We start from the raw sequence: 26,212 nt of genomic DNA on the forward strand, positions 1-26,212 counted from the left end.
CGCACGCGCGGCCGGACCCCGGCCGGGCGGTCGCGGGGACCGTCCGGCCGGGGTCCGGCGGGCGTGCGGGACGGGGTGCGCGGCCGGGTCAGGCCTCGCGGGTGCCCGCGTACATCTCGTCGATGAGGTGCCCGAACTCACGCTCCACGACGGGCCGCTTCAGCTTGAGGCTGGGGGTCAGCTCGCCGTGCTCGATGTCGAGGTCGCGCGGGAGGAGCTTGAACTTCTTGATCGTCTGCCACCGCTGGAGGCCCTCGTTGAGGCGGTTGACGTACCCCTCGATGAGCTCCTGCGTCTCGGGACGGGCGACGATCTCGGCGTAGGTGGTGACGGGGAGGTTCTGCTCCTTGGCCCAGCCGAGCAGCGTGGGCTCGTCCAGGGCGATGAGGGCGGTGCAGAAGTTCCGGTCGGCGCCGTGGACCAGGATGTTGGAGACGAACGGGCAGATCGCCTTGAACTGGCCCTCGACCTCGGCGGGGGCGATGTACTTGCCGCCCGAGGTCTTGATCAGGTCCTTCTTGCGGTCGGTGATCTTGAGGTACCCGTCGGGGGAGAGTTCGCCGATGTCGCCGGTGTGGAACCAGCCGTCGCCCTCCAGCACCTCGGCGGTCTTCTCGGGGAGCTGGTGGTACCCCTCCATGACGCCGGGTCCGCGCAGCAGGATCTCGCCGTCGTCGGCGATCCGGACCTCGGTGCCGGGGAGCGGCTTGCCGACGGTGCCGGTGCGGTACGCCTCGCCCGGGTTGACGAAGGAGGCGGCGCTGGTCTCGGTGAGGCCGTACCCCTCCAGGATGTGCACCCCGGCCCCGGCGAAGAAGAAACCGATGTCGGGGGCGAGCGCGGCCGAGCCGGAGATGCAGGCCCGCAGCCGCCCGCCGAAGGCCTCGCGGATCTTGGCGTAGACGAGCTTGTCGGCGACGGCGTGCTTGGCGGTGAGCCCGGTGGGGGCGGTCGCCTTGCCGGTGCGGCGGAAGTTGTCCTGGGTGGTCCTCGCGTACTCGCGGGAGACCCCGGCCGCCCACTGGAAGATCTTGTACTTGGGTCCGCCGCCGGCGCGGGCCTTGGCGGCGACGCCGTTGTAGACCTTCTCGAAGATGCGCGGGACGGCCGCCATGTAGGTGGGCCGGACGACCGGCAGGTTCTCGATGATCTTGTCGACGCGGCCGTCGACGGCGGTGACGTGGCCGACCTCGATCTGGCCGGAGGTGAGCACCTTGCCGAAGACGTGGGCGAGCGGCAGCCACAGGTACTGGACGTCGTCCGGGCCGACCAGGCCGGTGGCGGCGATGGCCTTCGCCATGTACGACCAGTTGTCGTGCGGCAGCCGGACGCCCTTGGGGCGGCCGGTGGTGCCGGAGGTGTAGATGACGGTGGCGAGCTGGTCGGCGGTGATGGCCGCGACCCGCTCCTTGATCAGCTCGGGCTCCCGCTCCAGCCGGGCCGCGCCGCGCTTCTCCAGGTCGGCGAGGCTGAGCACCCATCCCTCGGGGTCACCGTCGGCCGCCTCGACCCCGGTCGGGTCGAGGACCACGACGTGGGCCAGGTGGGGCAGCTCGGCGCGCTTCTCGCGGGCCTTGGCGAGCTGCTCGGCGTCCTCGGCGACGAGGACGCGGCTCTCGGAGTCGGCCAGGATGAAGGCGGCCTCGTCGGCCTTGGTGGAGGGGTAGACGGTGGTGGTCGCGGCTCCGGCGCAGAGGATGCCGAGGTCGGTGAGGATCCACTCGACCCGGGTGGCGGAGGCGAGGGCGACCCGCTGCTCGGCTTCGACGCCGAGTTCGATCAGGCCCGCCGCGATGGCGAAGACCCTGGCCGCGGCCTGCTGCCAGCTCAGCGACTTCCAGTCGTCCGGGCCGTCCTGCGCCGGCGGGACCGGGTACCGGTAGGCCTCTGCGTCGGGGGTGGCCTCCACGCGCTCAAGGAAAAGCGTGGCCACAGAGGGCGGCCGGTTCTCGATCATGGTCTGTGCGTCGCTCACGACATCCTCCGGGCCCGCGACAGTGCGTGCTGCTGACTGGTGGTGCGGCTGTTGTTTAACTTGCGAGTAACCATCGAGCAGTGATCAGGGTAGAGCGCCACCGCCCGTCACGTAAGAGGCTGCGACCTGTCACTTTCCACCAATTACTGGTCCTGCCACTATCCCCCCGGCGGCCGCCGGGGAACCGGGGCGCACCCGTGGGTCCGGTCACACACCGCCCGGCTCCGCCGTCCCGTCACACCGTCGCGTGCCGCCGCCACACCCGGCACGGCTCTCCCACCGTCCGTGTACGGGACATCCACAGATCGTGCTCCGGGCGCGGGAGCGGGCCGCCGGGAGGGCGAGTTTCGGCCACCGGCCGGGAGAACGGTGCCCGGGACGGCGACGCCCCGGACCGCCGGCTCTCCCGCCACGCCCTCCCTCGGGTACGCGAAAGCGCCCGCCCGGCTGACCGCCGGACGGGCGCCCGCCCGCGCTCCGTTCCGCCTCCGGGCCAGGTGCGGCCCGGTCCGCCCGCGCGGGCTACTTCTTGGCCTTGCCGCCTCCGTTGTCGTCACTGGACAGCACCGCGATGAAGGCTTCCTGCGGGACCTCGACCGAGCCCACCATCTTCATCCGCTTCTTGCCCTCCTTCTGCTTCTCCAGCAGCTTCCGCTTACGCGAGATGTCACCGCCGTAGCACTTGGCGAGGACGTCCTTGCGGATGGCGCGAATGGTCTCGCGGGCGATCACCCGGGAGCCGATCGCCGCCTGCACGGGCACCTCGAACGCCTGCCGCGGGATCAGCTCCCTCAGCTTCGCCACCAGCCGCACCCCGTAGGCGTAGGCCTGGTCGCGGTGGGTGATGGCGGAGAAGGCGTCGACCTTGTCGCCGTGCAGGAGGATGTCGACCTTCACCAGGTGGGCGCTCTGCTCACCGGTGGGCTCGTAGTCCAGCGAGGCGTAGCCGCGGGTCTTGGACTTCAGCTGGTCGAAGAAGTCGAAGACGATCTCGGCGAGCGGCAGCGTGTAGCGGATCTCGACCCGGTCCTCGGAGAGGTAGTCCATGCCGAGCAGCACACCGCGCCGCGACTGGCAGAGCTCCATGATCGCGCCGATGAACTCGCTGGGCGCCAGGATGGTGGCGCGCACGACCGGCTCGTACACCTCGGCGATCTTGCCCTCGGGGAACTCACTGGGGTTGGTCACCTGGTGCTCGGTGCCGTCCTCCATGTTGACCCGGTAGACCACGTTGGGCGCGGTGGCGATGAGGTCGAGGTTGAACTCGCGCTCCAGCCGCTCACGGATCACGTCGAGGTGGAGCAGGCCGAGGAAGCCGACGCGGAAGCCGAAGCCGAGGGCGGCGGAGGTCTCCGGCTCGTAGACCAGGGCGGCGTCGTTGAGCTGAAGCTTGTCGAGCGCGTCGCGCAGCAGCGGGTAGTCCGAGCCGTCCAGCGGGTACAGCCCCGAGAAGACCATCGGCTTCGGGTCCTTGTAGCCGCCGAGCGCCTCCTCGGCGCCCTTGGACAGCGAGGTGATCGTGTCACCGACCTTGGACTGGCGGACGTCCTTCACGCCGGTGATGAGGTAGCCCACCTCGCCCACGCCGAGCCCGTCGGCGGGGAGCATCTCCGGGGAGTTGGTGCCGATCTCCAGCAGCTCGTGGGTGGCGCCGGTGGACATCATCCGGATGCGCTCACGCTTGTTGAGCTGCCCGTCGACCACCCGGACGTAGGTGACGACGCCGCGGTACGAGTCGTAGACCGAGTCGAAGATCATCGCGCGGGCCGGGGCGTCCTTGACGCCGACCGGGGGCGGGACCTCGGCGACCACCTTGTCCAGCAGCGCCTCGACGCCCAGGCCGGTCTTGGCGGAGACCTTGAGCACGTCGGAGGGGTCGCAGCCGATGAGGTTGGCCAGCTCCTCGGAGAACTTCTCCGGCTGGGCGGCGGGCAGGTCGATCTTGTTGAGGACGGGGATGATCGTGAGGTCGTTCTCCATCGCCAGGTAGAGGTTGGCGAGGGTCTGCGCCTCGATGCCCTGCGCCGCGTCGACCAGCAGCACCGTGCCCTCGCAGGCGGCGAGCGAGCGGGAGACCTCGTAGGTGAAGTCGACGTGGCCCGGGGTGTCGATCATGTTGAGGATGTGTGTGCTGCCCTGGTCAGGACCCTCGGTGGGGGCCCAGGGCAGACGCACGGCCTGCGACTTGATCGTGATGCCGCGCTCGCGCTCGATGTCCATCCGGTCGAGGTACTGCGCGCGCATCGCACGCTGCTCGACGACGCCGGTGAGCTGGAGCATCCGGTCGGCCAGCGTGGACTTGCCGTGGTCGATGTGGGCGATGATGCAGAAGTTACGGATCAGCGCCGGGTCCGTGCGGCTCGGCTCGGGAACGTGGCTGGGGGTCGCGGGCACGCGGGGTCCTGATTCTTGAGACGTCGAGACGGGCGGGCGGCGCGGAGCCGGACGGGGACGGTACGCGCCTCACCTCGGGTGGGCCGACGCCGCCTGGGCGCGCCCACCGGGCCGCCAGGGTCTGTCGTCAGGCGGCGGATCGGCACACGGCCCCCAGGGTCCGCGACTCCCATCGTCCCATGAGCGGCGACCGACGACCGGTTTGGGCCGTCCACGGGGCCGCTGGTAGCCTGGCCCGATGTGTCTCGTAGCCCTCTCAGCGTCGGGACACGACCGGAAACACCCAACCTGAACCTGTAAAGGCTCTTTCGTGGCGAACATCAAGTCCCAGATCAAGCGGAACAAGACCAACGAGAAGGCGCGCCTGCGCAACAAGGCCGTCAAGTCGTCGCTCAAGACCGCTATCCGCAAGGCCCGCGAGGCCGTGGCCGCGGGTGACGCGGCGAAGGCCACCGAGTACACGCGCGCTGCGTCGCGCCAGCTCGACAAGGCCGTCTCCAAGGGTGTCATCCACAAGAACCAGGCCGCCAACAAGAAGTCGGCGCTGGCCACCCAGGCTGCCGCCCTCAAGGGCTGACCCGGATCTGATCCGACCGTCGGCCAGGGACCACAGCGGGCCCTCTCATCCGCTCCCCGGCCGGCAACCCGGTCCCGCACGCGGCCTGCGTTCGCCACGCGGGTGCGGGATCCAGCAGTCCAGCACCATCCGGAACCCCCGTTCCGCCCTTCCCCAGGGCGAGGCGGGGGTTTCGGCTTGCCGGCCGGGCTCGGGTGGGGGCGTCTGGTCGGCTGGGCTGGGCTGCTCTGCGACCGTGCCGGTCACTGACCGGCCTCAAACGCCGACCGGGCTGGGTTTCCGGCCGGAGGTTCACGGGAGGGCTCGGCAAGGTCCCGGCCCGGCAACTTCAGCCCGGCCGGCGCCTGAGGCCATCGGTGACGGGCGCCGGCAGCCGGGCCTGCACCCGAGCGCACCCCCAACAGCCTGGCCGGCGCTTGAGGCCAGTCAGTGGCCGGCGCCGTCGGCAGCGGGCGCCCGACGCTCGTCGAGGTGCGCCCCGAATCCGGCCTGACCGGCGCTTGAGGTCACCCCCGTCGAGCCCGCGCCGCCATCGCGATGGCAACCACCGCCTTCTCAAGGGCGTACTCGGGGTCGTCCCCGCCCCCCTTGACCCCGGCGTCGGCCGCGGCGACCGCACGCAGGGCGGTGGCGACCCCGTCAGGAGTCCACCCCCGCATCTGCTGCCGCACCCGGTCGATCTTCCAGGGCGGCATCCCCAGCTCCCGGGCCAGATCGGCGGGCCGCCCCCCACGGGCGGAGGAGAGCTTCCCGATCGCCCGCACCCCCTGCGCCAGCGCGCTGGTGATGAGCACCGGCGCCACCCCGGTCGACAGCGACCAGCGCAGCGCCTCCAGCGCCTCCGCGGTCCGCCCCTCCACGGCCCGGTCGGCCACGGTGAAGCTCGACGCCTCCGCGCGCCCGGTGTAGTACCGCCCGACCACGGACTCGTCGATGGTCCCCTCGACGTCCGCCGCGAGCTGCGACACCGCGCTGGCCAGCTCCCGCAGATCGCTGCCGATGGCGTCGACCAGTGTCTGCGACGCCTCCGGGGTGACGGTGCGCCCCAGCGCCCGGAACTCGCTCTTGACGAAGGCCAGCCGGTCGGCGGGCTTGGTCATCTTCGGGCAGGCCACCTCGCGCGCGCCCGCCTTGCGGGCCGCGTCGAGCAGTCCCTTGCCCTTGGCGCCCCCGGCGTGCAGCAGGATGAGGGTGATCTCCTCGACCGGCGCGCCGAGGTACGCCTTGACGTCCTTCACCGAGTCCGCCGACAGGTCCTGGGCGTTGCGTACGACCACCACCTTGCGCTCGGCGAAGAGCGAGGGGCTGGTCAGCTCGGCGAGAGTGCCGGGCTGGAGCTGGTCCGAGGCGAGGTCGCGGACATCGGTGTCCGCGTCGGCGGCGCGGGCGGCGGCCACCACCTGCTGCACGGCGCGGTCGAGAAGCAGATCCTCCTGGCCCACGGCGAGGGTGAGCGGGGCGAGCGGATCGTCGTTGGCAGTCTTCCTGGGCATCGTCGTCCAGCATCCCACGGGCCGCCGACACCCGGCCGCCACCGGGGAACGCCGGGTGCCGGACGAGCGCGCGTACGGCTCCGGTCAGGCGCCCGGGAGCCCAGCAGCCGCGGGACCGCGCCGAGCCGGCGCCGGGCCGCCGGATCCGCCCCCGCCGGCAGGACGTACGCCCGCAGGCCCGTCCCCGCCGCCCCGCCGGTCTTGGCCGGGTGGTCGCCGGCCCTCAGGGGCTCCGCCGGGTCCGCCCCGAGTTCGCGGCAGGCGAGGCGGAAGAGGCGCGGGCCGGGTTTCTCCGACGGTGCTCGTGGGAGTGCACCCAGGGGCCGAAGTGGTGGCCGAGGCCGTGCCGGGCGAAGGTGGCGCGCAGGTCCCAGCCGACGTCGCGCACGACACCGAGCGGGACCCCCGCGCCGGTCGGCCGCGCCAGTACCGCCTCGGTGTCGGCGGACGGCGCCCAGTGGTCCGGGGAGCGCAGCTGCTCGTACAGGAGCCTGGCGACGGGGGCCAGCCCCGGCGCCGAGGCGTACCAGGTGGTGAAGGCGTGCCGGTGCGCTTCGGGGGAGACGTCCCGCGCGGGCTGCGCCGCCATCACGGCAGGGTCGGACAGCCCCGCCCCCAGACCGTCGAGAAGCCCCGCCATCCGCTCTGCGCCGACGGAGTCCCCGAGCGCCGCGCGGATACGGTCCGCGTACGCCGCCAGGAGGCGCCGCCCCAGGGCTCGCGCGAGGGCCGAGTGCTCGGCGCGGCCCGGCGGCCTACGGCTCCTCGCGCCAGCCCTCCCACTCGGCGGCGAACGCGTCCAGCTCCGCCGCGTCGAGGTCGCCCGCGGCGGCGGTCAGGACCACCAGCCACTGGGCGTCCTCGGCGTCGTCCTCACCGGCCAGGGCGTCGCGGACGAGCTGGGGTTCCTCGGGGAGGCCGTAGCGGTCGGCCAGTTCGGTGGCGGCCTCCTCGGCCGCGTCGCGGTCCGGGAGGACCAGGACGTGGCGGGGCTCCTCGTCGGCGGGGACGGCGGGGTCGTTCTCTTGGCTCACCGGACCATTCTCACCGGCGGCCGGGCGGGGGCGGAGACCGGCCGCCCCTTCGGCTATCCCTTGGGCACGATCTGGATGTCCAGCTCGACGGTGATGCTGGGGCCGACGACCGCGATGCCCTTGGCCAGCATGGTCTGCCAGCTGACGGTGAAGTCGTCGCGGTGGAGTTCGGTGACGGCCCGGCAGGCGGCGCGGGTCTCGCCCTCCATGCCGTGGCCGAGTCCGAGGTACTCGGTCTCCAGCGTGACGGTGCGGGTCACCCCGTGCAGGGAGAGGGCGCCGGTGACGGACCAGTGGTTGCCGCCCCGGTGCGCGAACCGGTCGCCGTAGAACTCCAGCGTCGGGAAGCGCGCCGCGTCGAGGAAGTCGGGCGAGCGCAGGTGCTTGTCGCGGGCGGGGACGTTGGTGTCGATCGAGGCCGCGTCGATGACGACGTGCAGCGCCGACTCCTCCATCCGCTCGGCTATCCGCACCGCGCCCGCGAAGACGTTGAACCGGCCGTGGACCCGCGCCAGGCCGATGTGCCGGGCGGTGAACGCGATCGAGGAGTGCGCCGGCTCCACGTCCCAGTCGCCGGGCGCGGGCAGCATCGGCGGCGGGACGCTGTCCAGCGCAAGGTCGCCGAGTGCCGTGTGACCGCCCTCGTCCACCGCGACCGAGGACCGGAAGGGGCGGCGCCCGTCGGCGGAGACCGCGAACCGGTACTCCCCCGCCGGGACGGTCGCCACGAACGAGCCGTACGGGTCGAGCCCACCCTCGATCACGGTCCGCCCCAGCGAGTCGGTGAGGGTGAACTCGGCGTGCCGCACCGGCTCGTCGCGCTGCTCGGCGTCGACGATCCGCCCGCTGAGCACCCCGGCCGTGGGCGGGACCCCGACGGTGGAGAGCGGCCCCGCCGCCTGCCGAGCCCGCCGCTTCGCACCGAAGCCGAACATGGGGACCACCCTCCAACACCGCGGAACAACTGCCGTTTAGGGCACCCATTCGATCACCGCCCGCACTTTCGACACAACTCACCCCGCACTGTCCGAATCACCCTCAACCCTCCCGCCCGACCAACTTCCGCTACCTCCAGGCCACTTCTCGGCACGGACCGCGCGGACCACCAGCCGTACGCCAGCCCGCCCCGCCCCGGCGCCGGGGCGGCCTCCGGGACGGTGACGAAGTCCATGCCGAACAGGGTTCGGTACGCCCCCAGCGCGTCGGTGTCGGAGCCCAGTTCGCGGGTGCGGGTGGCGTCTGCGGGCGCGCCTCGCCCACGCCGGCGCCGGTCGCCTTGAGAGTGCGGCCGCTGAGGGTGATCCGCCCCGCCCCGCCTCGGCCCACGTCTCGGTGGACGCCTCGCCTCCGCTTCCCGCCCTGGCTTCGGCGGCGTTCCCGGCGCGGGTGGCGACCCGCGGGGGCGGTACGTCGCCGGTGACGCGAGTGCCTGGCTGGCCGGCCTCGCCGCTGTCGCCGCCCAGCACCGCGATGTCGCCCTGCCGGTCGGTCCGGTGAACGGGGACGCCCCGGTCACGGAAGGCGGCGAGAGTGCTCGGCGCCGGGTGGCCGTAGCCGTTGTCCGCGCCGACCGAGACCACGGCGAGACGGGGCGCGGCGGCCGCGAGGAGCCCGGGGTCCTGGTGGGCGGAACCGTGGTGCGCGACCTTGAGCACGTCGACGCCCGCCGGAACCCGGCCGGTACGGGCCAGTGCCCGCTGGGCCGGTGGTTCGAGGTCCCCGAGGAGCAGCAGGGTGAGCCCGGCGGTGCGGACCAGGAGGGTGAGGCTCGCGTCGTTGGCGCCGTCCGGCGGCCGGGCGGGCCGGGCGGGCGGCCAGAGCACCTCCCAGCTCAGCCCGCCGTCGGCCCGCCTGGCCTCTCCGGCCGCAGCGATCCGCACGGGGACCCCGGCCCGGGCGGCGGTGCGGTGGACGAGGGCGGCCTGGGCGGGCGGATCGGCCAGGGCGGTGGTCTCGACCAGGCCGACCGAGCGGCCGCGCAGAACTCCGGCGAGGCCGCCGGCGTGGTCGGCGTGAAAGTGGGTCAGCACCACCAGCGGGACGCGGCTGACCCCGAGCACCCGCAGGCACCGGTCGACCGCCAGCGGGTCGGGGCCGGTGTCGACCACCACGGCCGCGCCCGGGCCCGCCGCCAGGACCAGGGCGTCGCCCTGCCCCACGTCGCAGAGGACCATCCGCCACCCCGGCGGCGGCCACCCGGTGACGACGCGGGTCACGGCGGGCGGCTGCACCACGAACAGCACCAGCAGCACCACCCCGGCCACCGCCGGCCATCGCCGCCCCCGCAGCAGCCGCCCGGCCACCAGGACCACGAGCACGGTGAGGGCGGCCAGCAGCAGCCCGCCTCCCCAGCCGCCCGGCCAGCCGAACCCGGCTCCCGGCAGCGCCGCCCCCGTACGCGCCACCTCGGCGATCCACCCCGTGGGCCAGCCCGCGGCCCGGGCCACCAGTTCGGCCGTGCCGGGCAGCAGGGGAGCCAGCGCCAGGGCGGCGAAGCCGAGAACCGTGGCCGGGGCCACCGCGAACTCGGCGAGGAGGTTGCAGGGCACCGCGACCAGCCCGACACGCGCCGACAGCACCGCGACGACCGGCGCGCACACCGCCTGTGCCGCCGCGGCCGCCGCCAGCGCCTCGGCGATCCGGGGCGGCACCCGCCGCTCGCGGAGTGCCTCGCTCCAGCGCGGCGCGAGCAGCAGCAGCGCCCCGGTGGCCAGGACCGACAGCAGGAAGCCGTATCCGCGCGCCAGCCAGGGGTCCCAGAGGACGAGCAGCAGCACCGCCGCGGCGAGCGCGGGGACCAGGCTGCGGCGACGGCCGGTGGCCACGGCCAGCAGGGTGACGGCGCCGCAGGCGGCGGCCCGCACCACGCTCGGTTCCGGTCGGCAGACGATGACGAAGGCGAGCGTCAGCGCTCCGCCCGCGACCGCCGTGGTGCGCAGTCCGAGACCCACCAGCGGGGCCAGCCCGCCGCGTTCGGCCCGGTGGGCACGGCCGGGCGGGCCGATGAGCAGGGCGAGCACGATGGTGAGGTTGGAGCCGCTGACCGCCATGAGGTGGGTGAGGTCGGTGGCCCGGAACGCCTCCCGCAGGTCGTCCGGGAGACGTCCGGTGTCGCCGACGACCAGGGCGGGCAGCAGCGCCCTGGCGTCCGGCTCCAGCCCGTCGGAGGCCGTGCGCAGACCGGCGCGCAGCTTCCCGGCGACCCGCTGGAGGCGGCTGGGGCCGCCGGTCACCTCGGGCGGGCCCGCGCGCGTAGGCCTGAGGATGGCGGCATGGGGCCCGCCACGGTCGGGGGCCGGGGCGAGCCGTCCGGTGAGCCGCAGCCGCGTCGTCGGCAGCACCGCGCGCCATCGGTCACCGTCCGCCTGGTCGGGGACGGTCACGATCAGCAGCACCGGCGTCCGGGCCCGGACCGTCCCGGCCTGCCCGGCGCCCTCGGCGGTGACTTCGACGATCCGGCCGTCGACCAGCAGGGAGGGCGGCCGCCCCGACTCGTCCCCGGCGGTGCCGCCGGGCTGCCGTACGGGGCGCGCGTCCCCCGTCACCTCCACCTCGGCGGTCACCCGGGCATGCCGCTCGGCCCACTCCGGTACGGGCCCCCGGTGGAGGTCGGCCCCGTGCAGCACCGCCGACGCCGCACCGGCCGCGGCGCAGAGGAGGGCCGCCGCGACGCAGAGCCTGGTCCGCCGCGGCCCCGACGCCTCGGAGGCGAAGTCGGAAGGCGCGCCCTCGGCGCCGTGACTCTTCACCGGCCCCCGCCCGAGCCGCCGCCCCCGGCCCCGCTCGCGGACTCCGCGACGTCCCCGCGCCCCGAGCAGTACCCACCCCGCCGCCGACAGCGCCACCGCGACTCCGGCCCAGGCCCACTCCGGCTCCACCCCGACCAGCAGCGCGGCGGCGCCCCACGCGGCCAGGGCGGGCACCGCCAGCCGCAGATCCACCGGCCCCCGCTCTCCCTTGCCCTCTCCGTCGGCTCCGTCGGCGGCCCCCGCCGAGTCAGCACGCCGCCCGACCGGCTCGCCCCGACCGGCCGCCTGCCCCCGCCCGACCGTCTCGCCCCGGCCGCCCGGACCGACCCGCCCCGTCCGGTCCACCGGCCCCCACGCCCCCGGCCGCTCGGCCCCGTCGCCCCTCACGGCCGCACCAGCTCCCGCAGATCCTCGAAGCGCCGGTCCCCGATGCCCCGTACGTCGCGGAGTTGGTCGACCGACTGGAAGCCGCCGTTCTCGGTGCGGTAGGCGATGATCGCCCCCGCGAGGACCGGGCCGACACCGGGCAGCGTCTCCAACTGCCCGGCAGTGGCCGCCCCGAGACTGATCGGCTGCCCGGCACCGACGGCCCCTGCCGCGCCGGGATCCGCCCCGGTCCCCGGCCCCGCGTCGGGAGCGGGGTCGACGCCCACCGCGACCTGCTCGCCGTCGGTCAGGAGCCGGGCCCGGTTGAGCCCCGAGGTGTCGGTACCGGGCCGGACCCCGCCCGCCGCCTCCAAGGCGTCCTCCACCCGGGAACCGGCGGGCAGCCGATGCACCCCTGGCCGGGCCACCTTCCCGCTCACGTCCACCACGAGCGGACCGGCGCTCGGCGAGGGCGACGGCTGGTCCGCCGCCGGGGTCCCGGCGACCGGCCCCGGGCTCTCCGGCGCCACCGACGCCGCCTGCGGGACGGCATCGGGGACCCGCACGGGCTCCGGACGCCCCGTCCAGAAGTGCTGCGCGGCCCACACCACCGCCACCACCGCGACGACCACCAGCGCCGCGACACTGCGCCACTCCATCCCGCACCGCGCCCGCAGCAACCCCGGCGCCCGGACCCAGCCCGCACTGCCGGAAGACCGGTGCTCCGGGGCCGTGCGCGCGCGTACTCCGCCTTCGGCGACAACCGGCTCGTCCGGCAGACCGGGCCCCTCCGGCGCGGACGCCACGGCGGACGAGGACGCGGCGGCCAACTCCTCCTCCGCCCCACGCACCGCCTCGCCACGGACACCGCCCCCGCCCGCTCCCGGCCGGGGCCCCGGCTCCGCGACCGGCGCGTGCCCGTCCCGGCCCACCGCCGAGCCCGGCCCCTCCCGGCCGCCGTCCCCCGTCACCACGCGCCGAGCACCCCGCTCCCCCGCCCCGCCCTCCGTCCGCCACCACGGATGCCCGGCGATCCTCCGATCGTCGTCCCAGGCCCCCGCCTCCACACCGGCCGCCTCCGCCTCCCGGGCGGGCGGCGCTCCACCCACCGGCTCGCCGGCGTCGCCGCCCGCACCCAGCAGGGCCTCCGCCCGCGTCCGTACCGCGTCCGCGCCCTCCCCGGCACGCCCGCCGCCGCTGCCTTGCGCATCCCGAACACCCACCCCGAAGAACGAAGATCCCAGCACCATGCGGCGACCGTAGAGAAGTCCGCCCAAAGAAGTGGATCTTGCTCAATTCCCGGGGAAAAGCCCATGTTTGTGGACAACTCCGTCACCCACAGGAGTCACCTAGACCCCGGTCGGCCGCACCCGACCCGTCCGGCACACCGGCCCACCTCCCGGCCCGCGCCCGAGCAGTTCCCACCGCCCCATCGGCCTACCGAGGAGAAACCACAACCCCCACCAGCCCCGGCCCGGTGTGCGCCCCGAGCACCGCCCCGACCTCGCTCACGTACAGCTCGCCACCCCCGCCGAGACGTTCCGCCAGCCGCTCCGCGAGCGCCCTGGCCTTCTCCTCCGCCGCCAGGTGGTGGACGGCCACGTCGACGGGGCCGGCCGCCGCCGCGCGTTCGGCGGCCAGCTCCTCCAGCCGGGCCAGGGCCTTCCCCGAGGTCCGCACCTTCTCCTTCAGCTGGATCACGCCGTCCGCCAGCTCCAGGATCGGCTTGACCGCGAGCGCCGATCCGAGCAGGGCCTGGGCGGCGCCGATGCGGCCGCCGCGCCGGAGGTGTTCGAGGGTGTCGACGCAGAAGAGGGCGGTGCTGCCGGCGGCGCGCTCGCGTACCGCCGCCACCGCGTCGTCGGCGCTGCCGCCCACGGCGGTCGCCTCGGCGGCGGCCAGCGCGCAGAAGCCGAGCGCCATGGCGACCATCCCGGTGTCGACCACCCGCACCGGGACGGGCGCGTCCCGGGCGGCGAGGAGGGCGGCGTCGTAGGTGCCGGAGAGTTCGGCGGAGAGGTGGAGCGAGACGATCTCGTCGGCGCCTTCGGCGGCGAGGGCCGCGTAGGTGCGTGCGAACTGCTCGGGCGCGGGCCGGGAGGTGGTCACCGGGAGCCGCTTGCGCATCGCCTGCTCCAGCGCGCGGGCGGAGACTTCCGTACCCTCCTCCAGCGCTTCGTCGCCGAGGACGACGGTCAGCGGGACGGAGGTGATCTGATGCCGCTCCGACTCCCGGTGGGGCAGGTAGGCCGTGGAATCGGTCACGATCGCGACATGGCGGGACATGGCCTGGAGGTTACCCGCCGCGGGCGCGCCCCGGCAGCCCGGGACCGCCACTTCAAGATCATCTCCACGTCGGCCACGGAACCCCTACAGGATCCGGCAGGGCGGCGCCCCGGCTCCCGTTCCCCCAGCTCAGCGGCGAACCGGAAGCCTCCTTACCGCTCCCGCTCGGCATCCCGCTGCCCCTGCCGCTCCCACGGGTAGGGCGTGCGCGGGGTGGCGGCGTCGATGGCGGTGGGCGTCGGCGCCGGGTGCGAGGCGGGCGGTTCCGGCCACGTCTGCACGGGCGTACCGCCCTCGGTGCGCTCCGGCTCGGGCCAGGGCTCCGGCTTCTGGTGGGCCACGGGAGCCGGTTCGGAGGTCCAGTGGCGCAGCGCGCCGGACTCGACGCGGATCTGCTCGGCCAGCTCGCCGAGGTCGTCCTCCGTGTCGTGGTGGGCGCGGTCCCGCAGGGCGGAGCGCAGCGAGGTGGCGGCCTCGGTGATCTGCTCGGTGCGGCCGCGCAGGTCGGGCAGGCGGCGGCCGATCTCGTTGCGGTCCGGGTCCTGTTCGAGGCGGCGCAGTTCGTCGTCGAGCTGGTGGCCGTGGCCGCTGAGCCGGTCGAAGAGTGCCGCCGTCTCCTTCAGGGAGGCGTCGTCGGAACGCCGGGCGGCCAGGGCGTCCTGGGTGGCGCGCATCGAGGTGCGCAGGGTCAGCCGGAGCTGTGCCACCTCACCCGCCGGGCCGGTCCGGCCGAAGGTGCGGGCCCGCAGGGCGGTGTCCTCGACGGAGCGGCGGGCCTGGTCGATGGTGCGGTCGACGCCGCGTTTGGCGGCCTTGACCGCCTTCACACTGGCGTACACCGAGACGGCGACCAGCAGGAAGAAGAGCAGCGCCACGATGGTGATGGCCGTCTCCATGGGGTGGTCCTCCAGTGGACGCGCGGGCCGGACTACGGGGTCGCGCGGCCTGCCGTCCGCACCGGCCGCCCCTCTCCCACCGTAAACGCAAAGGGCCGCTCAGTGGTTCCTGAGCGACCCCCGACCTTGCCCGTAGGGGCGGTCCCGCGGCCCGGCGCCCTCCCGGAGGAGGGACCGGGCCGGCGGGAGTGTCAGGCGGGCACGATGTTGACCAGCTTGGGCGCGCGGACGATGACCTTGCGGACACCCGCGCCGCCCAGCGCGGCCTGGACCCGCTCGTCGGCGAGGGCCGCCTGCTCCAGGTCGGCGTCGGAGACCGACGGGGAGACCTCCAGGCGGGCCTTGACCTTGCCCTTGATCTGGACGACGCAGGTGACCGTCTCGTCGACCAGGTACGCGGGGTCGGCGGCCGGCAGGTCCCGGTGGACCACGGAGTCCTGGTGGCCCAGGCGCCGCCACAGCTCCTCGGCGATGTGCGGGGCGAGCGGCGCGATCAGCAGCACCAGCTTCTCCGCCACCGGGCGCGGCACCGGCCGGTCCGCCTTGGTCAGGAAGTTGTTCAGCTCGGTGATCTTGGCGATGGCGGTGTTGAACCGCAGCCCGGCCATGTCCTGCGTGACACCGTCGACCGCCTTGTTGAGCGCGCGCAGCGTGTCGGCGTCGACCTCGGACTCGTCCACGTCGGCCACCGACGCCTCGCCGGTCGCCTCGTCCACGACGTTGCGCCACAGCCGCTGGAGCAGCCGGTACTGGCCGACCACGGCGCGGGTGTCCCACGGCCGGGAGACGTCCAGCGGGCCCATCGCCATCTCGTACAGCCGCAGTGTGTCGGCGCCGTACTCGGCGCAGATCTCGTCCGGGGTGACGGCGTTCTTCAGCGACTTGCCCATCTTGCCCAGCAGCCGGGAGACCTGCTCGCCCTGGTACCAGAAGGTGCCGTCGCGCTCCTCGACCTCGGCGGCCGGGACGGGGATGCCCCGGCTGTCGCGGTAGACGTAGGCCTGGATCATGCCCTGGTTGAAGAGCTTGTGGAACGGCTCCGACGAGGAGATGTGCCCCAGGTCGAACAGCACCTTGGACCAGAAGCGGGCGTACAGCAGGTGCAGCACGGCGTGCTCGGCGCCGCCGATGTACAGGTCGACGCCGCCGCCGGGCATCCCCTCGCGGGGACCCATCCAGTACTTCTCGATCTCCGGGTCGACCAGCCGCCGGTCGTTGTGCGGGTCCAGGTAGCGCAGCTCGTACCAGCAGGAACCGGCCCAGTTGGGCATGGTGTTGGTCTCGCGGCGGTACTTCTTCGGGCCGTCGCCCAGGTCCAGGGTGACGTTGACCCAGTCCTCGTTGCGGGAGAGCGGGGTCTCCGGCTGGGTGTCGGCGTCGTCCGGGTCGAAGGTGCGCGGGCTGTAGTCGTCGACCTCGGGCAGCTCCAGCGGCAGCATCGACTCGGGCAGCGCGTGGGCGACGCCGTCCTCGTCGTAGACGATCGGGAAGGGCTCGCCCCAGTACCGCTGGCGGCTGAACAGCCAGTCGCGCAGGCGGTAGTTGACGGTGCCCTCGCCGATGCCGCGCTCGCGCAGCCAGCCGGTGATGCGGGCCTTGGCGGTGGTGACGTCCAGCCCGTCGAGGCTGACCTCGGCGTTGGCGGAGGCCATCAGCGTCGCGTCGTACGAGTTGAAGGCGTCGTCCCAGGTGATCGGGTCGGCCGAGCGGCCGTCCGTGGGCTCGACCACGCAGCGGATCGGCAGGTCGAAGGCGCGGGCGAAGGCGAAGTCGCGGCTGTCGTGCGCCGGGACGGCCATGATCGCGCCGGTGCCGTACCCCATCAGGACGTAGTCGGCGATGAAGACCGGGACGTGCTCGCCGCTGACCGGGTTGACCGCGTACGCGCCGGTGAAGACGCCGGTCTTCTCCTTGGCGTCGGCCTGCCGCTCCACGTCGGACTTGCCCGCGGCGAAGGCGCGGTACTTCTCCACGGCCTCGGCGGGGGTGGCGTGGCCACCGGTCCACCCCTCGCGGGTGCCGTCGGGCCAGGCGGCCGGGACGATCTCGTCGATCAGCTCGTGCTCGGGCGCCAGCACCATGTAGGTGGCGCCGAACAGGGTGTCCTGGCGGGTGGTGAAGACGGTGACGGCCTTGCCGGTGTGCTCCCCGTCGAAGGGGAAGTCGACACGGGCGCCCTCCGAGCGGCCGATCCAGTTCCGCTGCTGGAGCTTGATCGCCTCGGGCCAGTCCAGCCCGTCCAGGTCGTCCAGCAGGCGGTCGGCGTAGGCGGTGATGCGCATGTTCCACTGGCGCAGCTTCGCCTTGAAGACGGGGAAGTTGCCGCGCTCGGAGCGGCCCTCGGAGGTGACCTCCTCGTTGGCCAGGACGGTGCCCAGGCCCGGCGCCCAGTTGACCGGCGCGTCGGAGGCGTAGGCCAGCCGGTACTGGCCCAGGATCTCGGCGCGCTCGCGGGCGTCCAGGCCGGCCCAGTCGCGGCCCTCGACGGCGACGCGGTCACCGTTGGCGAACTGGGCGATCAGCTCCTCGATCGGGCGGGCGCGGCCGGCTTCCTCGTCGTACCAGGAGTTGAAGATCTTCAGGAAGATCCACTGCGTCCACTTGTAGTACTCGGGGTCGATCGTGGCGAACGAGCGGCGCTTGTCGTGGCCCAGGCCCAGGCGGCGCAGCTGGTCGCGCATGTTGGCCATGTTGGCCTCGGTGGAGATGCGCGGGTGCGTGCCGGTCTGCACGGCGTACTGCTCGGCGGGCAGGCCGAAGGCGTCGAAGCCGAGGGTGTGCAGGACGTTGTGGCCGGTCATCCGCTGGAAGCGGGCGTGGACGTCGGTCGCGATGTAGCCCAGCGGGTGGCCGACGTGCAGGCCCGCACCGGAGGGATACGGGAACATGTCCATGATGAACTTCTTGGGGCGGGCGGCCAGCTCCGGGTCCCCGGCCAGGTCACCGGTGGGGTTGGGTGCCTCGTAGGTCCCCTCGGCGTCCCAGAAGTCCTGCCAGCGTGCCTCGATCTCGGCGGCCATCGCCGCCGTGTAGCGGTGCGGCGCGGTGGCGCCCTCCGCGGGGGACGCGGCGGAATTCGTCTCGCTCATGATCCTCAAGCTCCATCGGTCGTCTCTGCTCACGCGTCCGGCGGGGCGGGCCCCCCGAGGCTCCGCCCGGCGGCCCTGCCCCGGAACCGGAGCCGCCGCCCAATGAAAAAACCCCTCGCACAGGAGGGGGTGGCCGCGCTGGTTCCGGCCCCGTCGTCCGGGGTCCGGCTCTTGATCAGCGCGGCTCGGTAAGCAGAAGGCGTACAGCACGCATGGCGTCAGGGTACCGCAGCGGTCACCGGGCCCGCACGGCTTGTGAGGCCGGGGGCGGGAGGGGACCGGGAGCGTGGCACACGAAGAAGCGGGCCACCCTGTCCGGGTGGCCCGCTCTGTCTTCTGCGGATGAGAGTCCGCTTCCGGATCTCTCTCCTGTGGAGCTAAGGAGAATTGAACTCCTGACCTCCTGCATGCCATGCAGGCGCTCTACCAACTGAGCTATAGCCCCTTGCTGCTGTCCTTCCGGTTCCCCCGGCGACGTCGACAACATTAGCGGGCTCCCCGGGTTTCCACCAAATCCATTGCGGGCAGCGCCCGCCCTCTCTCCTGGGAGGGCCCCGACGGGTAGCCTCGCCGAGCGTGACTGCCGTCCCGCTCTCCCGCCTCCGGCGTACCTTCCCGGTCCGGGCCACCGCGCTCTGCCTCGTCTCCTTCGCCGCGTTCTGGGTGGCGCAGCGCCTGGCCGGGGTCACGATGGTGGACCTGATGGTCTACCGCGCGGAGGGCCGGGCGGTCCTGGACGGCGCCGACCTGTACGCGCTGCGGGCCACCGAGAACGACCTGCCGGCCACCTATCCGCCGTTCGCGGCGCTGCTGTTCACGCCGCTCCCGCTGCTCGGCACCGGTCTCATGCGCACCCTCGCCACCGCGGGCAACCTCCTGCTGCTGGCGGCGCTCGCCCTGCTGACGCTCCGCCTGGTCACCGACCGGTCCGGCGGGCGCCCCCTGCCCCGCGGCCTGACCTGGCTCGGCGGCCCGGCACTGGCCGCGCTCGCGGTCTGGTCGGAGCCGGTCTGGACGACGCTGCGGTACGGGCAGATCAACCTGCTGATCACCGTCCTGGTGCTGTGGGACATGCGGTACCTGCCCGGCGGCGGGCCCGCGCGCGGGCGCCGGTGGGCGGGGGCGGGGATCGGGCTCGCCGCGGCGGTGAAGCTGACGCCGGGGCTGTTCATCGCCTTCCTGCTGCTCACCGGCGTGGTGGCGGCGGTGCGCGGGGGTGCGGCCCGGCCGTGGCTGGCCCTGGCGCGGAACACGGTGCTCTGGTTCCTGGGGGCCACCGCGGCGGCCGCGGCCGTCCTGCCGCGCGACTCGTGGCGGTTCTGGTCGGGCACCTTCCTGGAGGCGGAACGCGCGGGCCACCCCGAGCAGACCGCCAACCAGTCCCTGCGCGGGCTGCTCGGCCGCCTGCTGCACACCGCCGATCCGGGCCTGTGGTGGCTGGCGGCGGCGCTGCTGGTCGGCGCGGCGGGGCTCGCGGTGGCGGTGGCGGCGGCGCTGCGCGGCCGGGCCGCCTGGGCTGCGACCGCGTGCGGGGTGACGGCGCTGCTGGTCAGCCCGGTCTCCTGGTCGCACCACTGGGTGTGGTGCGTGCCGATGGCGGTGCTGGCCCTGTCGGAGGCGGTACGGGTGGGCGGTCGGTGGCACCGGGCGGGCGCCGCCGCGCTGACCGCCGCCTTCTTCACGTACAGCCTGTGGTGGGTGCCGCACGGCGTGGAGCGGCCCGAACTCCACCAAGGTCCGGCCGAGTTCGCCCTGTCGGCGCTCTATCCGCTGGCGGCTCTCGGCTTCCTGGCGCTGACGCTGCGGGCGGTCCGGCGGCCGGCCGGGGCGGACCGGGCCGACGTGGCGCTGCCCGCCCAGCACGTGCCGCGGGACCGGAGCGAGGCGGCGGCGGGGGCGGAGGGCGCCGGGCGGCAGGCCGCGGGCGAGGCGGGCCGGTCCGGGCGTCAGGCCGTGGCGAAGGAGTAGAACCGCTTGAGGGTGCAGTGCTCGTCGAGGAGCCGTCCGTAGATCGGCTCGCCCTCCAGCTCGCGGTAGATCTCGATCGGGTCGCCTTTTATGATCAGCGCCCTGGCGCACTCCTCGCACCAGTACTGGTAGCGCGTATTGACCGGCTCCATGTCGCGGACGATGGGCGTGCCACCGCCGCACCAGTCGCACTTCCTCCTGTGCGCACCCATCGCTCAGCCCCCGTCGTTCGTACGGACGGTACGTGCCTCGCGCGGGGCCGCGGGGACCGCGCGGGTCCCCGTGAGCTCGTCCGGCACCTGGCCGAGCAGGTGGTCTGCCTCCTCGACGATGCGCGCAGGCATCGCTCTCCCTCCCGTCGGGCCGCGTCCCCCTTCCGGCCGTCCGATTCTGCCACGGAGAAGCCCACCGGTCAGCGGCGCGCAGGTACCGGAAAGGTCTCCGCGCCCCCGGTGGCCAGCGGTTACCTCCGCGTAGGGGTGCCCGGGCGACGGCCCGGCGCGTCTCGCGGGTCCGGACCGGTGGACGGACAGACGAAAGATCCCATCCCCCGAGGTGAGGGATGGGATCTTCCGGAGTGTGGAGCTAAGGAGAATTGAACTCCTGACCTCCTGCATGCCATGCAGGCGCTCTACCAACTGAGCTATAGCCCCTGGTGTTCTTCCCGCTCCCGCGGTGCGAACAAGAAGAACTCTAGCCCGTGACCAGCCAGAAAGTGAAATCCGGGGCCCGGCGCCCCTGACCTGCGGGGGAAGGCGCCCCCGCAGGGGCGTCCGCGCGCCGGGCCGGGGCCCGGCCCGGCGTCAGTCGTCGTCGCCGAGGACCGGCTCCGGCAGCGTGCCGGCGTTGTGCTCCAGGAGCCGCCAGCCGCGCGCCCCCTCGCCCACGATCGACCAGCAGCAGTTGCTGAGGCCGCCGAGGCTCTCCCAGTGGCGGGAGTCGAGGCCGAGCAGGCGCCCGATGGTGGTGCGGATGGTGCCGCCGTGCGAGGCGACGACCAGGGTGCCGTTCTCCGGCAGCTTCTCGGCGTGCGCGAGGACGACCGGCGCGGCCCGGTCGGCGACCTCGGTCTCCAGCTCGCCGCCGCCGCGCCGGACCGGCTCGCCGCGCTTCCACGCCGCGTACTGCTCGCCGTGGACGGCGATGATCTCCTCGTGGGTCAGCCCCTGCCAGTCCCCCGCGTACGTCTCGCGCAGCGCCGGGTCGTGGACGACGTCGAGGCCGGTGAGGACGGAGAGCTCGGCCGCGGTGTCCCGCGCCCGCCGCAGGTCGGAGGCGATGATCGCGTCCGGCTGGAGCGAGGCGAGCAGCCGCGCGGCCCGCCGGGCCTGGCCGAGGCCCGCCTCGGTCAGGTCGATGTCCGTGGTGCCCTGGAACCGGCGTTCGAGGTTCCACGAGGTCTGGCCGTGCCGCCACAGGATGAGGCGACGGCCCTTCCGCGGGCTGTTCACATCGCCTCACCGGCCTCGTCGGCCTGCTCCTGCGCGTGGGCCTCGCCCTTGCCGCGGGTGGCCTGGGCGTCGGCGGGCAGCTCGATCTCGGGGCAGTCCTTCCACAGGCGCTCCAGCGCGTAGAAGACGCGCTCCTCGCTGTGCTGGACGTGGACGACGATGTCGACGTAGTCGAGGAGGATCCAGCGCGCGTCGCGGTCGCCCTCGCGGCGGACGGGCTTGGCGCCGAGCTGCTTGTTCAGCCGCTCCTCGATCTCGTCCACGATGGACTTGACCTGGCGGTCGTTGGGAGCCGACGCGAGAAGGAAGGCGTCGGTGATCGACAGCACATCGCTCACGTCGTAGGCGATGATGTCGTGGGCGAGCTTGTCGGCGGCCGCCTGGGCGGCGGCGGTGATCAGCTCGGTGGAACGGTCGGTCGCGGTCACTGCGGGGCTTTCGGTAGGCGGTCGAGAACCCCCGGTGGGGGCTGACCCCAGGGTCTCACGGACCGCACCCGCGACCGCCGGGAGTTTCGGCCGGGCCGGTGAGGCGCCCGCAAGCGCCCACCGGCCCGGACCCGCCGCTACTCGCCCGGCCGGTAGTCCCCGCCGAGCACCACCGAGACGTCGACGTTCCCCGGCGTGCTGCCCTGGCCGACGGCGCTGTCCGGCAGACCGAGGGTGCGGGCCACCTCGACGGCCTCCGCCTTGTCGCCGTCCTTCTCGTACGTCACCGAGGAGGCGGCCCGCGCGGTGTCGCCGCTGCCCCGCCCGACGTAGGCGTAGCCGCCGTTGACCAGCGCGGCCCGGGCCCGTTCGGCACGGCCCTGGGCGCCGGTGGCGTCCTGGACGCCGACGCGGGCCGCGTCGCCCTGGGCGCCGCCGCCCACCGAGCCGCCGAGGATCTGCTTGACGATCTTGTCGGTGGCCTCCTGGGCCGGCCGCCCGTCCTGCCCGACCGGGAGCAGTTCGGTGGCGTGGTCGCCGCCCTTGGCGCGGTCGGCCATCCGGGCGAGGAAGGCGCCGAGGTCCTTCTCCTTCAGTGAGGGGTCGAGGATCTGGGCGAGGGTCTCCACCGTGATCGTGGCCGCCTGCGGGTCGGAGGAGAGCTTGCGCAGCACCGCGTGGAGGACCTGGCCGAACCGCTGGAGCTGGGCGGTCTGCGGTTCGCCCTCGGCCCGGTGGGTGGCGTAGGCGACGGCGGCCGGGCCGCCGAGGGTGCGGTCGGCGCCCTTGGTGACGAGGGGCGACTCGCCCTTCTTGGCGGCGGGGACGGTGGCGTCGGCGTTCAGCTCGATGTTGCCGACCAGTTCGACCAGGTTGTTGAGGTAGGGGGTGTCGAGCCGCCAGGTGCCCTCGACGCTGGTGCCCAGGAGCTGGTCGACGGCCTCCCGGGTGCCGGTGGAGCCGTCGTCGTCCACGGACTTCGCCAGCGTGGTGGGGCTGCCGTCCTCGCCGGTCAGGGCGAGGGAGTTGGGGAGCAGCACGGTGGTGCCGCGCTTGCTGGTGGTGTTGTCGACGAGCAGCACGGTGGAGGTGGCCTCGGTCCGGGTGTCGTGCAGGTGGACCATGACCACGTCGCGCTTCTGCGGCCCGGCCGTGTCCGCCGCCCCGCCCGCGCCCTCCGAGGAGGAGGCGCCGGGCAGCTTCCCGGCGTACCAGAGGTAGCCGACGCCGCCGGCCAGCACGAGGGCGATGACGACGACCAGCGCGATCAGCCTGCTCCGGCCGCGCCGCTTGGCCTCCTCGCGGCGCTCGGTGCGGCTCTCCGTGAAGGCGAGCCAGTCGATGACGTCCTCGGACTCCTCGTCCGGCTCCTCGATGAACGAGAACTGCTCGGTCCTGTAGTCGGGCGCGCCCTCGCCCTCCACGCCACCGCGGCCGGGCTCCCCGTACCCGCCCTCGTCCTGCCCCGTCTGCTGCCGGGGCACCCGCGGCTGCTCCTCGACGGGCGCCTGCTGGACGTACGGGTCGTACCCCTGCTCGTAGCCGTACCCCTGCTGCTGCCCGGCGTACGGGTCGGCCGGGACCGGCGGCTGCTGCCCCGTGCCCGGCCCGCCCTGGCCGTACGGGTCGTAGCCCTGCTCGTACCCGTACCCCTGCTGCTGTCCCGCGTACGGGTCGGCCGGGACCGGCGGCTGCTGCCCCGTACCGGGACCGCCCTGGCCGTACGGGTCGTAGCCGTAGCCCTGCTGCTGCCCGGCGTACGGGTCGTAGCCCTGCGGGGGCTGCTGCGGGATCGGTCGGCCGTACTCGTCGTAGCTCACGGGGCCGTACTGCTCGGACGCGTGCTCCCCGCCGTACGGGTCGGACGCGTGTCGTCGGTCGTTCACCGGTGCCCCTCTCGGCTCAGTCGCCGCGGTACAGCTCGCGCTTGTCGATGTAACGCACCACGCCGTCGGGCACGAGGTACCAGACGGGGTTTCCCTCGGCGACCCGGGTGCGGCAGTCCGTGGAGGAGATGGCCAGCGCCGGGACCTCGACCAGGGAGACCCGGCCTTCGGGCAGACCCGGGTCGGCCAGGGTGTGGCCGGGCCTGGTGACGCCGATGAAGTGGGCGAGGGAGAACAGCTCGTCCGTGTGGCGCCAGGTGAGGATCTGTCCGAGCGCGTCGGCGCCGGTGATGAAGAACAGGTCCGTCTCGGCGTTGAGCACGGCGAGATCGCGCAGGGTGTCCGTGGTGTAGGTGGGCCCGCCGCGGTCGATGTCGATGCGGCTGACGGAGAACTGCGGGTTCTCGGCGGTCGCGATGACCGTCATCAGATAGCGGTCCTCGGCCGGTGTGACCTCTTTGTGGCTCTTCTGCCACGGCTCACCGGTCGGGACGAAGACCACCTCGTCGAGGTGGAACTGCGCGGCGACCTCACTGGCGGCGACGAGGTGGCCGTGGTGGATCGGGTCGAACGTGCCGCCCATGACGCCGAGGCGCCTGCGGGGCCGCTCGGGTGCCGCTCCGGCGGCCGGTGCGGCCGGGCCCGTAGGCATGTCCTGCTCTCCCATGCGAGCAGAGCCTACTGGCCCGGCGGACCCGCTCCGGACACCCCCTGGGAGGCGCCCCCCTGCGGACTGGTCACCGACGTGCGGCGGCGTCGCGGGGACTCAGCGGTCGCGGTTGAAGCGCGTGGTGATCCAGAGCAGCACCAGCAGCGCGACGAGCGCACCGCCGCCGGTGAGGTACGGGTTGAGGCTTTCGTGGCCGCCGCCCTCGCCGCCCTCGGAGGCGAGGGTGACCAGCTGGGCAGCGGTGCTGTGGAGGCTCATCGTCGGCAGGACCTATCCGGTGGTGGGGCGGGCGGGTGATCTCGCCACCATCGTATGCGGGGGCGTGCGGCAGGCCCACGCCGACTCGGGTGTTCGGGTACCGGGGGGCGCGGTGGCGAGGAGGGGACGGTCAGCCGTTGTCGCGGTAGCCGCGCAGCAGGAACCAGGCGAGGAGGACGGCGCCGACGACCGAGACGACGATGAACACCCGGAAGGGGATGCCGTTGGCGGGGGCCTCGTCCGCGGCGAGCAGCAGGGCGAGGTGGGCGGCGTGGTCCATGGCGAAGGCTCCTTGCGTACGGTGCCGTTCCACTGTAGGCCCGCTGGCCCCGGCCGTCCCGAGCGCCCCGCCCGCGCCCTCGGCCACGCAACCAACGCGCCCGGCAGGCGGTCCTGTTCGGGGGGGGGCGGCCGTAGGCTGGCCCCGTCGCGGCCAGCGCGCACCGTCCCCGGGGGACGGCCGGTACGAGGCGAGGCGGAGGAGTCGGATGACCGACCAGGGCAGGGACGGCACGTACGGAACCGAGAAGCAGCCGGCACGCAGCAGGCGCCGCTTCCCCGGGATCTCCTCGCGGGCGTACGAGCATCCGGCGGACCGCTCGGCGCTGGTGGCGCTGCGGAAGCTCAGCGGGTTCGACACGGTCTTCAAGGCCCTCAGCGGGCTGCTGCCCGAGAGGAGCCTCAGGCTGCTCTTCCTCTCGGACTCGGTGCGGGTCTCCGAGGCGCAGTTCGCCCACCTGCACACGATGCTGGTGGACGCCTGCTACATCCTGGACCTGGAGAAGGTCCCGCCGATGTACGTCACGCAGAACCCGGTCCCCAACGCCATGTGCGTCGGCCTGGACGAGCCGATCATCGTGGTCACCACGGGGTTGGTGGAGCTGCTGGACGAGGAGGAGATGCGGGCGGTCGTCGGCCACGAGGTGGGGCACGCCCTCTCCGGCCACTCCGTCTACCGCACGGTGCTGCTCTTCCTGACCAGCCTGGCCGTGAAGGTCGCCTGGATTCCGTTGGGGAACGTCGCGATCATGGCGATCGTGACGGCGCTGCGCGAGTGGTTCCGCAAGTCGGAGCTGTCCGCGGACCGGGCCGGGCTGCTGGTCGGACAGGACCTCTCGGCCTCGATGCGCGGCCTGATGAAGATGGCGGGCGGCAACCACCTGCACGAGATGAACACCGACGCGTTCCTCGCCCAGGCCGAGGAGTACGAGGCCGGGGGCGACCTGCGCGACTCGGTGCTGAAGATCCTCAACGTGCTGCCGCGCACCCACCCGTTCACGACGGTGCGGGCCGCCGAGCTGAAGCGGTGGTCGGAGAGCCGGGACTATCAGCGGCTGATGGACGGGCACTATCCGCGTCGGGACGAGGACAAGGGGACCTCGGTCACCGACTCCTTCCGGCAGTCGGCCTCCGGCTACGCGGAGGAGGTCCGCACCAGCAAGGATCCGCTGATGAAGCTGGTGACCGATCTGGCGGGCGGGGCGGGGGACCTCGGGGGGAAGCTTCGGGACCGCTTCACGGGCGGGGCCCGTCCGAACGGGGGGCCCGGTTCGGACGGGGGTTTCGGTAAGGACGGCTCGGCCGAGGGCGGCGACCGGGGCTGACCCCGGCGCGGTGACCTCAAGCGCCGGTCAGGCTGACAGGGGGCCTGGGCGGGGGCGGCCCGGCGGTCCTGGCGGTGCGGGACGGGCT

21 protein-coding genes, 2 tRNA genes and 1 pseudogene are annotated in these 26,212 nt (G+C 73.7%); 3 read left to right on the forward strand and 21 right to left on the reverse strand.

The window, feature by feature from the left end; translation table 11 throughout:
- Positions 1-88 precede the first annotated feature (88 nt).
- The gene (locus ACFWMZ_RS18045; RefSeq protein ID WP_383182493.1) at positions 89-1,975 is read right to left on the reverse strand and encodes an AMP-dependent synthetase/ligase; all 1,887 of its coding nucleotides are present in this window, start codon (positions 1,973-1,975) and stop codon (positions 89-91) included.
- Between the two features lie 522 nt (positions 1,976-2,497).
- The gene (gene lepA, locus ACFWMZ_RS18050; protein ID WP_383182491.1) at positions 2,498-4,369 is read right to left on the reverse strand and encodes a translation elongation factor 4; all 1,872 of its coding nucleotides are present in this window, start codon (positions 4,367-4,369) and stop codon (positions 2,498-2,500) included.
- A 310-nt stretch (positions 4,370-4,679) separates the two neighbouring features.
- Between lepA and rpsT the strand changes: the two genes are divergently transcribed.
- Positions 4,680-4,946 (forward strand): 30S ribosomal protein S20, encoded by a 267-nt coding sequence (gene rpsT / locus ACFWMZ_RS18055; RefSeq protein WP_383182489.1) that lies wholly within the window; start codon positions 4,680-4,682, stop codon positions 4,944-4,946.
- 506 nt (positions 4,947-5,452) lie between these two features.
- On the opposite strand, the gene holA is transcribed toward rpsT, so the two are convergent.
- The 10 genes and pseudogenes from holA to ACFWMZ_RS18105 form a co-directional block, all read right to left on the reverse strand.
- Positions 5,453-6,439, reverse strand: a complete 987-nt coding sequence (gene holA, locus ACFWMZ_RS18060; RefSeq protein WP_383182487.1) for a DNA polymerase III subunit delta — start codon at positions 6,437-6,439, stop codon at positions 5,453-5,455.
- 223 nt (positions 6,440-6,662) lie between these two features.
- The gene (locus ACFWMZ_RS18065) at positions 6,663-7,028 is read right to left on the reverse strand and encodes a hypothetical protein (RefSeq protein WP_383182485.1); all 366 of its coding nucleotides are present in this window, start codon (positions 7,026-7,028) and stop codon (positions 6,663-6,665) included.
- 166 nt (positions 7,029-7,194) lie between these two features.
- Positions 7,195-7,473 (reverse strand): hypothetical protein, encoded by a 279-nt coding sequence (locus tag ACFWMZ_RS18070; protein WP_383182483.1) that lies wholly within the window; start codon positions 7,471-7,473, stop codon positions 7,195-7,197.
- Positions 7,474-7,526: 53 nt separating this feature from the next.
- Entirely contained in the window at positions 7,527-8,408 is an 882-nt protein-coding gene (locus ACFWMZ_RS18075) for a YceI family protein (RefSeq protein ID WP_383182481.1), read from the reverse strand.
- Positions 8,409-8,930: 522 nt separating this feature from the next.
- A pseudogene (locus ACFWMZ_RS18080) lies at positions 8,931-11,567 on the reverse strand (ComEC/Rec2 family competence protein); the annotation flags it as partial.
- A 38-nt stretch (positions 11,568-11,605) separates the two neighbouring features.
- On the reverse strand, positions 11,606-12,247 hold the full coding sequence (locus ACFWMZ_RS18085) for a helix-hairpin-helix domain-containing protein (RefSeq protein ID WP_383202597.1): 642 nt from the start codon (positions 12,245-12,247) through the stop codon (positions 11,606-11,608).
- A gap of 778 nt (positions 12,248-13,025) precedes the next feature.
- The gene (locus ACFWMZ_RS18090) at positions 13,026-13,874 is read right to left on the reverse strand and encodes a DegV family protein (RefSeq protein WP_383202600.1); all 849 of its coding nucleotides are present in this window, start codon (positions 13,872-13,874) and stop codon (positions 13,026-13,028) included.
- A 152-nt stretch (positions 13,875-14,026) separates the two neighbouring features.
- Positions 14,027-14,770, reverse strand: coding sequence for a hypothetical protein (locus ACFWMZ_RS18095; protein WP_383182475.1), 744 nt, complete (start codon positions 14,768-14,770; stop codon positions 14,027-14,029).
- Positions 14,771-14,961: 191 nt separating this feature from the next.
- Complete coding sequence (leuS, locus tag ACFWMZ_RS18100) at positions 14,962-17,859, reverse strand: leucine--tRNA ligase (RefSeq protein WP_383182473.1); 2,898 nt, start codon at positions 17,857-17,859, stop codon at positions 14,962-14,964.
- Positions 17,860-18,231: 372 nt separating this feature from the next.
- Positions 18,232-18,304 (reverse strand) — tRNA-Ala (locus ACFWMZ_RS18105).
- Between the two features lie 131 nt (positions 18,305-18,435).
- Between ACFWMZ_RS18105 and ACFWMZ_RS18110 the strand changes: the two genes are divergently transcribed.
- Complete coding sequence (locus ACFWMZ_RS18110; RefSeq protein ID WP_383202603.1) at positions 18,436-19,827, forward strand: glycosyltransferase 87 family protein; 1,392 nt, start codon at positions 18,436-18,438, stop codon at positions 19,825-19,827.
- Here the strand turns inward: ACFWMZ_RS18110 and ACFWMZ_RS18115 are convergent.
- The 9 genes from ACFWMZ_RS18115 to ACFWMZ_RS18155 form a co-directional block, all read right to left on the reverse strand.
- Positions 19,806-20,039, reverse strand: a complete 234-nt coding sequence (locus tag ACFWMZ_RS18115; RefSeq protein ID WP_383182469.1) for a hypothetical protein — start codon at positions 20,037-20,039, stop codon at positions 19,806-19,808. The genes ACFWMZ_RS18110 and ACFWMZ_RS18115 overlap by 22 nt on opposite strands.
- 3 nt (positions 20,040-20,042) lie before the next feature.
- A complete protein-coding gene (locus ACFWMZ_RS18120; protein ID WP_383182467.1) occupies positions 20,043-20,171 on the reverse strand; it encodes a hypothetical protein in 129 nt (42 codons plus the stop codon).
- A 236-nt stretch (positions 20,172-20,407) separates the two neighbouring features.
- Positions 20,408-20,480 (reverse strand) — tRNA-Ala (locus ACFWMZ_RS18125).
- 150 nt (positions 20,481-20,630) lie between these two features.
- Positions 20,631-21,278 carry a histidine phosphatase family protein gene (locus tag ACFWMZ_RS18130; RefSeq protein ID WP_383182465.1) on the reverse strand — a complete coding sequence of 216 codons (648 nt, stop codon included), beginning with the start codon at positions 21,276-21,278 and terminating at the stop codon, positions 20,631-20,633.
- On the reverse strand, positions 21,275-21,706 hold the full coding sequence (gene rsfS / locus ACFWMZ_RS18135) for a ribosome silencing factor (protein ID WP_383182463.1): 432 nt from the start codon (positions 21,704-21,706) through the stop codon (positions 21,275-21,277). Before rsfS ends, ACFWMZ_RS18130 begins: the two co-directional genes overlap by 4 nt.
- A gap of 137 nt (positions 21,707-21,843) precedes the next feature.
- Complete coding sequence (locus tag ACFWMZ_RS18140) at positions 21,844-23,592, reverse strand: LytR C-terminal domain-containing protein (RefSeq protein ID WP_383202606.1); 1,749 nt, start codon at positions 23,590-23,592, stop codon at positions 21,844-21,846.
- 16 nt (positions 23,593-23,608) lie between these two features.
- Positions 23,609-24,259 carry a nicotinate-nucleotide adenylyltransferase gene (gene nadD / locus ACFWMZ_RS18145; protein ID WP_383182459.1) on the reverse strand — a complete coding sequence of 217 codons (651 nt, stop codon included), beginning with the start codon at positions 24,257-24,259 and terminating at the stop codon, positions 23,609-23,611.
- Positions 24,260-24,358: 99 nt separating this feature from the next.
- Positions 24,359-24,520 (reverse strand): hypothetical protein, encoded by a 162-nt coding sequence (locus tag ACFWMZ_RS18150; protein WP_383182457.1) that lies wholly within the window; start codon positions 24,518-24,520, stop codon positions 24,359-24,361.
- A 130-nt stretch (positions 24,521-24,650) separates the two neighbouring features.
- On the reverse strand, positions 24,651-24,800 hold the full coding sequence (locus tag ACFWMZ_RS18155; RefSeq protein WP_383182455.1) for a hypothetical protein: 150 nt from the start codon (positions 24,798-24,800) through the stop codon (positions 24,651-24,653).
- A 208-nt stretch (positions 24,801-25,008) separates the two neighbouring features.
- Here ACFWMZ_RS18155 and ACFWMZ_RS18160 point away from each other — a divergent pair, with 208 nt between their 5' ends.
- Entirely contained in the window at positions 25,009-26,124 is a 1,116-nt protein-coding gene (locus ACFWMZ_RS18160; RefSeq protein ID WP_383182453.1) for a M48 family metallopeptidase, read from the forward strand.
- Positions 26,125-26,212: the final 88 nt, after the last annotated feature.

The sequence above is a fragment of the Streptomyces sp. NPDC058373 genome (genome assembly GCF_042723275.1).
GTDB lineage: Bacteria > Actinomycetota > Actinomycetes > Streptomycetales > Streptomycetaceae > Streptomyces.